This is a genomic window from Amycolatopsis sp. NPDC059027 (assembly GCF_042739735.1).
Lineage (GTDB): Bacteria > Actinomycetota > Actinomycetes > Mycobacteriales > Pseudonocardiaceae > Amycolatopsis.
The window spans coordinates 37,098-46,832 of record NZ_JBHYIK010000040.1 but is presented as its reverse complement, the minus strand read 5'-3'; the positions used below and the strand labels follow the sequence as shown (position 1 = coordinate 46,832).

Annotated in this window: 11 protein-coding genes; 7 read left to right on the top strand and 4 right to left on the bottom strand. The window is 70.7% G+C overall.

The genetic code is table 11. The features are described from left to right. Positions 1-70: 70 nt before the first annotated feature. The gene (locus ACFWY9_RS26330; RefSeq protein ID WP_378323131.1) at positions 71-766 is read right to left on the bottom strand and encodes a TioE family transcriptional regulator; all 696 of its coding nucleotides are present in this window, start codon (positions 764-766) and stop codon (positions 71-73) included. A gap of 112 nt (positions 767-878) precedes the next feature. Between ACFWY9_RS26330 and ACFWY9_RS26325 the strand changes: the two genes are divergently transcribed. Next, positions 879-2,075 (top strand): erythromycin esterase family protein, encoded by a 1,197-nt coding sequence (locus tag ACFWY9_RS26325; protein WP_378323032.1) that lies wholly within the window; start codon positions 879-881, stop codon positions 2,073-2,075. Here the strand turns inward: ACFWY9_RS26325 and ACFWY9_RS26320 are convergent. Then, positions 2,035-3,045 (bottom strand): helix-turn-helix transcriptional regulator, encoded by a 1,011-nt coding sequence (locus ACFWY9_RS26320; RefSeq protein ID WP_378323033.1) that lies wholly within the window; start codon positions 3,043-3,045, stop codon positions 2,035-2,037. The two genes, ACFWY9_RS26325 and ACFWY9_RS26320, sit on opposite strands and share 41 nt — an antisense overlap. 112 nt (positions 3,046-3,157) lie before the next feature. Here ACFWY9_RS26320 and ACFWY9_RS26315 point away from each other — a divergent pair, with 112 nt between their 5' ends. Both ACFWY9_RS26315 and ACFWY9_RS26310 read left to right on the top strand, forming a co-directional pair. Further along, positions 3,158-3,562 (top strand): VOC family protein, encoded by a 405-nt coding sequence (locus ACFWY9_RS26315; protein WP_378323035.1) that lies wholly within the window; start codon positions 3,158-3,160, stop codon positions 3,560-3,562. A 145-nt stretch (positions 3,563-3,707) separates the two neighbouring features. Continuing rightward, positions 3,708-4,298, top strand: coding sequence for a GNAT family N-acetyltransferase (locus tag ACFWY9_RS26310; RefSeq protein ID WP_378323132.1), 591 nt, complete (start codon positions 3,708-3,710; stop codon positions 4,296-4,298). 5 nt (positions 4,299-4,303) lie between these two features. Here ACFWY9_RS26310 and ACFWY9_RS26305 read toward each other — a convergent pair whose 3' ends face one another. Then, positions 4,304-5,209: an NAD(P)-dependent oxidoreductase gene (locus ACFWY9_RS26305; RefSeq protein WP_378323036.1), complete on the bottom strand. Its 906-nt coding sequence runs from the start codon at positions 5,207-5,209 to the stop codon at positions 4,304-4,306. A gap of 112 nt (positions 5,210-5,321) precedes the next feature. Here ACFWY9_RS26305 and ACFWY9_RS26300 point away from each other — a divergent pair, with 112 nt between their 5' ends. Then, positions 5,322-6,203: a LysR family transcriptional regulator gene (locus ACFWY9_RS26300; protein WP_378323037.1), complete on the top strand. Its 882-nt coding sequence runs from the start codon at positions 5,322-5,324 to the stop codon at positions 6,201-6,203. A gap of 6 nt (positions 6,204-6,209) precedes the next feature. Here the strand turns inward: ACFWY9_RS26300 and ACFWY9_RS26295 are convergent, their stop codons facing one another. Then, complete coding sequence (locus ACFWY9_RS26295; RefSeq protein ID WP_378323038.1) at positions 6,210-6,911, bottom strand: TetR/AcrR family transcriptional regulator; 702 nt, start codon at positions 6,909-6,911, stop codon at positions 6,210-6,212. Between the two features lie 81 nt (positions 6,912-6,992). On the opposite strand from ACFWY9_RS26295, the gene ACFWY9_RS26290 reads away from it, so the two are divergent. The 3 genes from ACFWY9_RS26290 to ACFWY9_RS26280 all read left to right on the top strand — a co-directional run. Continuing rightward, entirely contained in the window at positions 6,993-8,129 is a 1,137-nt protein-coding gene (locus ACFWY9_RS26290; protein ID WP_378323039.1) for an FAD-dependent oxidoreductase, read from the top strand. A gap of 66 nt (positions 8,130-8,195) precedes the next feature. Beyond that, on the top strand, positions 8,196-9,059 hold the full coding sequence (locus tag ACFWY9_RS26285; protein WP_378323040.1) for an alpha/beta fold hydrolase: 864 nt from the start codon (positions 8,196-8,198) through the stop codon (positions 9,057-9,059). Between the two features lie 6 nt (positions 9,060-9,065). Next, positions 9,066-9,735: TetR/AcrR family transcriptional regulator (locus tag ACFWY9_RS26280; RefSeq protein ID WP_378340173.1), on the top strand; the 670-nt coding region annotated here is incomplete at its 3' end.

Here is a 9,735-nt window from a genome sequence, read left to right as displayed (position 1 = left end):
CAGTCCTACCCCCCTAATTCGCGGGGCGGGTCGTCCCGGTGTCCATGGTGACACCGGCACGCTCGCCCCGTCACGTCTGCTGGAGCAGGGTGAGGTAGGCGTCGAGCTGTGCCGCGCCGGCGAGAAGGTTGCGGCTGCGCAGGGTCAGCCTGTCCTGCCAGGAGTCCAGAAAGGCGCTCAACGCGTCCGCCCCGCCCGCTTCGCGCAGCGATTCGAGGAACTGCGCGACCTGGTGCAGCCGATAGCCGCCGCGGCGCAGCTGCCGGGCGATCTCGGCGTCGCGCACGCAGTCCGGCCCGTAGTGGCGATACCCCGTCGCGCGGTCGCGTTCGGGGTGCAGGATGCCTTCGGATTCCCAGGTGCGCAGTGTGGCCGGGTGCACGCCGAGCCGGTGCGCGAGTTCGCCCACGGTCAGCGGCCTGCCGTGGACGGGGGCGGGCGTCGTGGTGGACAGGCTGCTCAGAGCCGCCGCGACCTCGGTGCGGGTGCCGCGTTCGGCGAGCAGTTCGACGTGCGCGGCGTCGATGAGCCGGTAGGCGGATTCGGTGTCGCCCCGGTTGATCGCGCGCATGATCTCCATGGCCTGCTGATGCCCGTGGCCGCCGCGCAACGCGAGGAAGGCGCGGAGGGCCTGTGCGTGCAACGGTGTGTAGCGCCGGTAGCCGGACTCGCTGCGCCGGGTCGGCGGGAAGACGCCCGCGTCGTCGTAGTTGCGGATCGCCTGGGCGGACAACCCGTGTTCCCTGGCGAGGTCGATGGGCCGCAGCTCGCACCTCCGTTTGAGGCTTGGCTCTCGCTGACTCAGGTGGTCGTCGGAGAAGTTTCACTCGATTCTTCAACGATAGCGTCGATGGCAGTTCCTGAGGAAAGAGGTACTCATGTCACTGCGGGAGATCGGCCGCCCACTCGACGACCCGGCGAGCCTGGGCCGCGCACTCGACGAACTGCTCGCCACACGGGCCGAGCCGCCCGCCCTGTTCGCCCTCGGTGAGCCGGCGCACGGGGTCGAGGCGTTTCCGTTGCTGCGCAACGAAATCCTCGGCCGGCTGGTCGAACGGGGATATCGGTCGATCGCGCTGGAGACCGATGTCTTCGCCGCCTCCGTTGTCGACGACTACGTGGGTGGGGCCGCGATGGACCTCGACACGGTGCTCGCGACCGGGTTCAGCCACGGATTCGGTGACGTGCCGGGTAACCGTGAACTCGTCGAATGGCTCCGCGCGCACAATGCCGACCGGGCACCCTCGGACCGGGTTCGCTTCCACGGTTTCGACGCGCCGTTGGAGATCTCGAGCGCGCCGAGCCCTCGACGCGCACTGTTCTCGGTCAACGACTACCTGCCCTCGGCACTGCGGCCCGCGTCAGCCCGCGAACTCGACACGTTGCTCGGTGAGGACGCGGACTGGACGAACGAGGCAGCCGCGTTCGACCCGGCCGCGTCCATCGGCGACTCCGACCGCGTCCGCGCCTTGCGTCTCGTCGCGGACGACCTCGCCAGCGCGCTTCACCGCGCAGCGCCAGACCTCCGCTTCGCCGACCCAACCGGCTTCGCGCACGCCGTCGCGCACGCGCGCGCCGCTCAGGGTCTGCTGCGGTATCACGCGGCCATGGCCAACACGGCGCCCGATCGCGTCGCGACCCTGTTCGGCCTGCGCTCGGAGATGATGGCCGAGAATCTGCACGCGCTCGTCGCGCGGGAAGAGGGACACGGGCCGAGCCTGGTTTTCGCGCACAACGGCCTCCTGCAACGCCACACACCGACCGATGGCGACGCCGTGAGCTGGGGCAACCCCGGTGCACTCGTCGAGCTCACCCTCGGCGAGCGCTACCTGTTCGTCGCCACGGACGCCAGTCCCGAGAGCGAGCCGGAAACCCTCCAGCGCATGTTGGCCGAGGCGACCACCCGGCGCACTCTCTTCCCGGCAGCGGAACTGCGCGCCGCGCTTCCCGCGTCGATCGGCACGGCCGAACCCATGGTGCGCGGCCATCTCCCGCTGACTCAGGCGGACCTGTCCGGCGCCGACGCGGTCGTCTTCATCGCCGACACCGACGGGAAGCAGCATCAGTACTGGTAGCGGTATCCGGTATTTCCCCGGCGTGGCCGGACAGCCGAGTGGCCAGTGCTCGCACCAGCTCGCGGAGGGCTTCGGGCCGCTCGATGACGAACGGACGGTCGAGCGCGGCGAGCAACGGCGGAATCCAGTCGAGCCGCTGCGCCCGTATCCGGGCCCGTAGCCAAGTCCCGTCGATCTCCTCCAACAGGGCGACGGCAGGCGGGAAAGCGGAACGGATCTGCTCGGACGTCGCTTGGATCCGCACGGAAACCTCGTGCTGGTAAGGCGTTTCGGCGATCGCGGTCAGCACCCGCCCGGCGGAATCGAAACCGCTTGGCACGTCGAAGGTTCCGGCCCGCGGCTCGACGTTCGTGATCCGGTCGACACGGAAGGTGCGCACCTCACCACTGGCGGAGTCGAAGCCGGTCACGTACCACCGCCCGGAGTGCGCCACGATCCCGTACGGCTGGACGACGCGTTCGCTGGCACCGCCATGGCTTGCGGTGTAAGCGAGTTCGACCGGGCGACGATCCCGCGCCGCCTCCGCGACGGTGAGCAACACCTCGGCCTCCGCGGTGAGCGCGGGTCGTGCGGGCGCGGTGAAATCGGCGATCTCCAGCAACGCGTCGAGACGGCGTCCGACGGCTTCGGGCAGCACCCGCTGGACTTTCGCGGCCGCGCTCTCGGCGGCCGCGGCCGAGGTGGTGATCAGCCCGGCACGCCGTCCCGCGACCAGGCCGAGCAGGACGGCGAGCGCCTCCTCGCCGGTGAGCATCAGCGGGGGCATCCGATAGCCCGGGGCCAGGCGGTATCCGCCGTACCGTCCACGCACCGACCGGACCGGGATGTCCAGGTCGAGGAGGTGCTCGACGTAGCGGCGGACGGTGCGCTCGTCCACGTCGAGCCGCTCGGCGAGTTCGGCGACGGTCCGGGTGCCGCCGCTCTGGAGGATCTCCAGCAGGGTCAGCACACGGGCGATCGGGCGGGTCACGCAAAGATCCTCGCAATACCGGGCGGATCCTGTCCACTATTGCTTCTAGCGTGGCCGGTGTCCCTCGGAGGGCGGACTCAGACCGCCCCCGATCCCGTGGAAAGGATCCGCCGTGCAGTTCGTCTCCGTCCGTGTCATCAGCAACGACGTCGCCCGCCTCGCCGAGTTCTACGAGCAGGCGACCGGCATCGAGGCGCGGTGGCCCGCCGAACAGTTCGCCGAACTCGTCGGCCCGGCATGCACACTGGCGATCGGCAGCGCCCAGACGATGGCGCTGTTCAGCGCCGGAGCGGCTGTACCCGAGTCGAACCGGACCGCGATCCTCGAGTTCCTCGTCGAAGATGCCGACCGGGAGTACGAGCGGCTGACGAGCCTGGCCGTCGCGCCCGAGATCGTGCAGAAGCCGACCACGATGCCGTGGGGAAACCGGTCCCTGCTGTTCCGCGATCCCGACGGCAACCTGGTCAACTTCTTCACCCCGCGCACCGAAGACGCCCGCGCGAGGCTCGCCCGCTGACGGTCCCCGGACGGCGGAAAACCGAGACCCGTGCCGGCCCGACCCGGTAACATCTCCGCCGATGATCACGCAGCCAGCCCGCTCGGAACCGGTGGACCTGCACAGCCCGACGGCGATCACGACGCCGGACTGGACCGGGCGGAAGGTGCGGTTACGCGCGATCACCGCGGGGGACCATCGCACGCTGACCGGGTTCGACCGGGACGCGGCAGGCGATCCGTCCCCGCGGATCGGCGGTTACCGGCACTGGGCCGCGCATCGGGCCGACGCGGCCGCCGGTGACGACCGCCAGTTCGCGATCGAGACGCTGCGCGGCCGGATGCTCGTCGGGTCGTTGTGGATCACCGAAGCGGGCCCGTTTCCCGGCCGGTTCAGCTACGGCATCGGGATCGCGCCGCGGCATCGGCGTTGTGGTTACGCCGCGGACGCCGTCACCGTCGTGCTCGCGGTCATGTTCGGGCACGGCTACCAGAAGTGCGAAGTCAGCGTCTACGGCGGAAATCTCGCCTCACTCGCACTGCATGGCAGCCTCGGTTTCCGCGAGGAGGGCCGCCTGCGCGACCCCGAGCTGCTGCGCGGGGAAATCAAGTACCCGGTGACGATGGCGATCACCGCCCGCGAATTCGCCACGCTCCACCAGGATTTCCCCGCGTCGCAGTCATCTGTGGTCGCCGAACGGGGCCGTCACTGGCGACGCCGTCGAGGACGCCATTGGCGTGCTCAGCGCCTGAGCTGACTAGTTCACGCGGGCTGCTCCGGCCGCAGCGTGAGCCCGGAGCGGCGCGCCTGTTCCAGCACCAGCACGGCGAAGTCCTCGTCGTGGTAGCCCGCACCGACCACCGACGCGACGAGCTGGGCGGCGTTCGCCGCGATCGGCATGGGCACGCCGTGCTCGCGCGCCGCCGCGAGGCCGAGTTCGAGATCCTTGCTCAACAGGGGCGGGGTGAAGGTCGGCGTGAAGTCCAGTTCGGCCAGCGCGGCGGTCTTGGACCGGGTGAACCGCGAGCCCAGCACCGAATTGTTCAGGAACTCCAGGAACGCCGCCCGCGGGATGCCCGCCTTGTTCGCCAGCACGGTGACCTCCGACAGCGTCTGCGCGAGGACGCCGAGCAGGACGTTGTGACAGATCTTGACCAGCCGGGCCTCCTCCGCCTCGCCCACGTGGGTGGCCCCGGCACCCAGCCGGTCCAGCACCGGCCGGACTTCCGCGTACACGCTGCCAGGCCCGGACACGGCCAGCGTGGCCACGCCGTCCGCGACCCCGAACGGGTTACCGCTGACCGGAGCCGCGAGGAATTCCGTGCCCCGCTCGCGGGCGGCGTCACGCACCTCCGCCGATGCCTCGGCCGACACCGTCGAGCAATCGATCAGCACCTTCGGCGTTGTGTCGCCACGCAGCACCCCACCCTCGCCGGTGGTCACCGCCAGCAGGTCGGCGGACGCGGAGACCATGGTGAACACCAGATCCCGGTCGGCGAGGTCCACCGGCCGGTCCACCACCGTGGCACCGTCCGCGGCCAGTGCCTCGGCCTTGGCCCTGGTCCGGTTGCAGACGGCGACCGGGTACCCGGCGGCCAGCAGCCGCCGGACCAGCGCGGCGCCCATCCGTCCGGTGCCGATCCAGCCGATTCGCGGCATGTCGTTCATCGTCGGGCTCCCTTCACGTCAACGTTTCCTCCCTCGACTCTGCTCCGCGAGACCCATCACGTCCAACGAAAGATCGCGATACGACTCATCGCGATGCGCGATACTGAGGAGCGTGGAACTACGCCAGCTGGAGTACTTCGTCGCGGTCGCCGGGGAACTGAGCTTTTCGCGGGCCGCCCGGCGGACGCACACCGTCCAGTCCGCGGTGTCCGCCGCGGTCGCCCGGCTCGAACGCGAGCTGCGCGTGGAGCTGTTCGACCGCTCGAAACGCCAGATCGCGCTCACCCCGGCCGGGGCATCGCTGCTACCCGAGGCGAAAGCGACACTGGAGGCGAGCCGCCGGGCCCGCGACAGCGTGTCCGGCGACCGCGGGCAGCTGCAGGGCACGGTTCTGCTGGGGATGCTCATGTCCACCGGGCCGGTGGACCTGCCCGCCGCGCTCGGGCGCTTCCACCGGGAGCATCCGCGCGTGACCGTCCAATTGCGACAGTCCGCGACCGGTTCGGCGGGACACCTCCGCGCCGTCGCCGACGGCACGCTCGATCTGGCCCTGCTCTCGCATTCCGGACCCGCACCGTCCACTGTGGAGCTTCGTCGGCTCGCGGAGGAACCGATGCACCTCGTCTGCCGCCCCGATCACCGGTTCGCCCGGCGTCGTCGCGTGGCCGTCCCGGAACTCGCCGAAGAGACGTTCATCGACTTCGCGCCCGGCTGGGGCAACAGGGCAGCCACCGACGCCGCGTTCCGCGCCGCGGGACTCACCCGGGCGGTCCCGTTCGAGGTCGCCGACTACGCCACGGTCGCCGGCCTGATCCGGCACGGCCTCGGCATCGCCCTGATGCCCGCCACCGCCGCGGGACGGCAGAGCGGCCTGAAAGCCGTCCCCGTCACCGAACCCGTGCTGACCTGGACGATGGCGCTGGCCCTGCGCACCGGCCACCTCTCCCCCGCCGCGGCGGCGCTGGCCGGGGAGTTCCGCGTCCCCTCCCGATAAGTACGCCTAGCGCCCGGGCAGGTGGAGCGCGGCGATCCCGGCGAGCACGAGATCGATCCCGGCGAGGAACTGCTCGCGGTCGTCGTGCTCGCGCAGTTGCTCCGCGACGGCACGGGTGACCGGGTAGTCGTCGGGGTCGAGTTCTTCCCAGGCCTTCGCCACCGCGCCGAGGAACTCGGCACGGTCCACATCGGACTCCACGCCGCGGGCGTTCACCGCGTTCTGGCCGGCGGCGCCGAGGATGTAGTGCATCAGCGCTGAACTCGCCGTGAACCAGTTGCCTTCGGGCACACCCAGCGCGCGGACCTGCCTGCCGATGCTTTCGAAGATCCGCGGCGCCACCGGCCCCCCGGGGCCACGGGAGAGCTGGGTGGCGAGCTGCGTGACCAGCCACGGATGGTCGTCGATCGCGTCGAACAGGCCGAACGCGACGGCGCGGATCCCGTCCCGCGGATCGCCCGGGGGCTCGGCGGGCTCGACAGCCAGCGCGGCGACGATGACGGCTTCGGTCGCGGCGTCGAGCAGTTCGCCCTTGTTCGCCACATGCCAGTAGATCGCCCCGGGCCCGGTCGCGAGGCGCTGGGTCAGCACCCGGAACGTCAGCCCGCCCTCGCCCTCCGCGTCGAGCAGCTCGATGGCGGCCTCGACGATGCGCTCACGGGAGAGCGCCTCCGTGCGCCGCTGTGACCGGCGTGCCCGCGTTGCCATGCCCCCATCTTGACATATCTGGAATGCCGTTCCAACATGAGGACTGGAACGGCATTCCATAACTTCTCGAAGGAGCTCACGATGCACACCCCCGTCACGATCGTCGGCGCCGGACTCGGCGGCCTCGCGCTCGCTCGCGTCCTGCACGTCAACGGAATCCCGGCCACGGTCTACGAGGCGGAACCCTCACCGACCGCACGCGCGCAGGGCGGGATGCTCGACATCCACGACTACAACGGCCAGCTCGCCGTCGAGGCGGCAGGCCTGATGGACGAGTTCCGCGACCTCATCCTGGAGGGCCGTCAGCAGCAGCGGGTCCTCGACCGGGACGGAACCGTCCTGTTCGACCAGGCCGACGACGGCACGGGCGGCCGTCCCGAGGTGCAGCGCAGTGCGCTACGGCAGATGCTGCTCGACTCGCTCCCGACCGGCACTGTCCACTGGGGACACAAGGCCACCGGTGTTCGCACCCTTGACGAGGGCCGTCACGAGGTGACTTTTGCCGACGACAGCGCCATTGTCACGAGTCTGTTGGTCGGTGCCGACGGCGCGTGGTCGAAGGTCCGGCCGCTGCTGTCCGGCGCGGTACCCGAATACACCGGCATGTCGGTCGTCGAGACGTATCTGTACGAGGCGGACATCCGGCATCCGGCCACGGCGAAAGCGGTCGGCGGCGGGTCGATGTGCGCACTCGCGCCGGGCAAGGGGATCCAGGCGCACCGCGAGAGCGGGGACACCCTGCACACCTACGTGGCACTCACCAGACCACTGGACTGGTTCGCCGCCATCGATTTCACCGATCCCGCCGCGACGATCGCCCGGATCATGCGGGAATTCGACGGCTGGGCACCGGAACTCACCGCGCTGCTCACCGACGGCGACACCCCGCCGGTCCTGCGCCCGCACTACGCCCTGCCCGTCGAGCACCGGTGGGATCGAGCGCCGGGGGTGACCCTGATCGGCGACGCCGCCCATCTCGCGGCCCCGAACGGCGAAGGCGCCAACCTGGCCATGCTCGACGGCGCCGAGCTCGGCAAAGCCCTCGCCGCGCAGCCCGGCGACGTCGAAACAGCACTCGCCGAATACGAGCGAGCCATGTTCCCCCGCAGCGCCGAAGCCGCCGCCGACGGCACCGAGTTGCTCCAGAAGATCATGTACGGCGCCGATGCACCCCACAGCATGGTCGACCTGTTCACCAGCCACGAACGGACCGACTGAACCGCGCGCATTTACATACATACACCATGTATGTAAGGTGGGCCGTACCGATCCGAGGAGGGCGCCATGCTCGAACGCACCGGTCAGGTACAGCTCGGCCAGGGCACGCTGGACTACGTGGACACCGGCTCCGGCCGTCCGGTGGTCTTCGTGCACGGGCTGCTGGTGAACGCGGACCTCTGGCGGGCGGTCGTGCCCGCGGTCGCCGAAGCCGGGTTCCGCTGCCTCGCGCCGGACTGGCCGCTCGGCGCGCACCGGCGGCCGCTGGCGCCGGACGCGGACCTCACGCCGTCCGGGGTCGCGAAGCTGATAGCCGAATTCCTCGCCGCGCTCGACCTGCGTGACGTGCTGGTGGTGGCCAACGACACCGGCGGCGCGCTCACGCAGATCCTGATGGCGAACCATCCCGAGCGGATCGCCGGTGTGGTGCTCACGCCGTCGGACTCGTTCGAGCACTTCTTTCCGCCGATCTTCGCGCCGCTCCCCCGGCTCGCGAAGGTCCCGGGGACCATGGGAGTGCTGGCCGCCGCGTTGCGCAGCAAGTTCGTCCGCTCACTCCCGATCGGCTTCGGCTGGGTGGCGAAGCGGCCGGTCCCGATGGACGCGGTCCACTCGTACATCGACCCCGCGTGGCGGTCGGCGGGGGTCCGGCGGGATCTCCGGAAGTTCCTGCGCGGGGTAGACAAGCGATACACCCTCGAGGCGGCGGAGAAGCTGCGCGAGTTCCGCCGTCCGGTACTGCTGGCGTGGGCCTCGGAGGACAAGCTGTTCCCGCTTTCGCTGGCCAACCGCCTGCTGGAGGTGCTCCCGGACGCCCGGCTGACCGAGATCGGCGACAGCTACACGTTCGTTCCGGAGGACCGGCCCGACAAGCTGAACGAGCTGATCATCGGGTTCGCGCGAGAGAGGGTTTCCGCCTTGGCAGACTGATGGGCCATGCGCCGCAGTCAGCACGATCGCTCCAGTAGCACCCGGTCCGCCCTGACCACCGCCGCCCGCGCGCTCTTCGCCGCGCGCGGCTACCACGCGGTGCCCGCCGACGAGATCGTGCGCGCCGCCGGGGTCACGCGGGGCGCGCTCTACCACCACTACGCCGACAAGCAGGCGCTGTTCCGGGACGTGGTGATCGAGGTGGAGACCGAGTTCACCGGCGAGATCACCGCCCTGCTGGACAACGCCCCCGACCTCACGACCGGACTGCTCACCGGGCTCAAAGCGTTCCTGGACATCTGCGACCGTCCGGAGATGCGCCGGATCATCCTGATCGACGCGCCCGCCGTGCTCGGCTGGGCGGACTGGCGCGCCATCGAAGCCGAGCACGGCCTCGGCGTGCTCGTCGAAACCCTCACCCGCGCCGTCGACGAAGGCCTCATCCCCCCACAGCCCGTCGACGTGCTGGCCCGGCTCATCCTCAGCGCGCTCATCGAGGCCGCCCTCGTCATCGCGTCGGCTGACGATCCCGCCCAGGCGAGAGCCGACGCCGAGCACTCACTCGGCCTGTGGTGGGGGGGGGGGGGGCCCCCCCCCCCCCCCCCGGCGCGCCCCCCCCCCCCCCCCCCCCCCCGGCGGCGGGCGGGGGGGGGGGCCGGGCCGCGACGCCCCGCCG

Coding starts and splice junctions, on each gene's coding strand:
- ACFWY9_RS26305 (WP_378323036.1), bottom strand. CDS start 5,209: ATGAACGACATGCCGCGAATCGGCTGGATCGGCACCGGACGGATGGGC.
- ACFWY9_RS26285 (WP_378323040.1), top strand. CDS start 8,196: ATGCTCGAACGCACCGGTCAGGTACAGCTCGGCCAGGGCACGCTGGAC.
- ACFWY9_RS26295 (WP_378323038.1), bottom strand. CDS start 6,911: ATGGCAACGCGGGCACGCCGGTCACAGCGGCGCACGGAGGCGCTCTCC.
- ACFWY9_RS26325 (WP_378323032.1), top strand. CDS start 879: ATGTCACTGCGGGAGATCGGCCGCCCACTCGACGACCCGGCGAGCCTG.
- ACFWY9_RS26290 (WP_378323039.1), top strand. CDS start 6,993: ATGCACACCCCCGTCACGATCGTCGGCGCCGGACTCGGCGGCCTCGCG.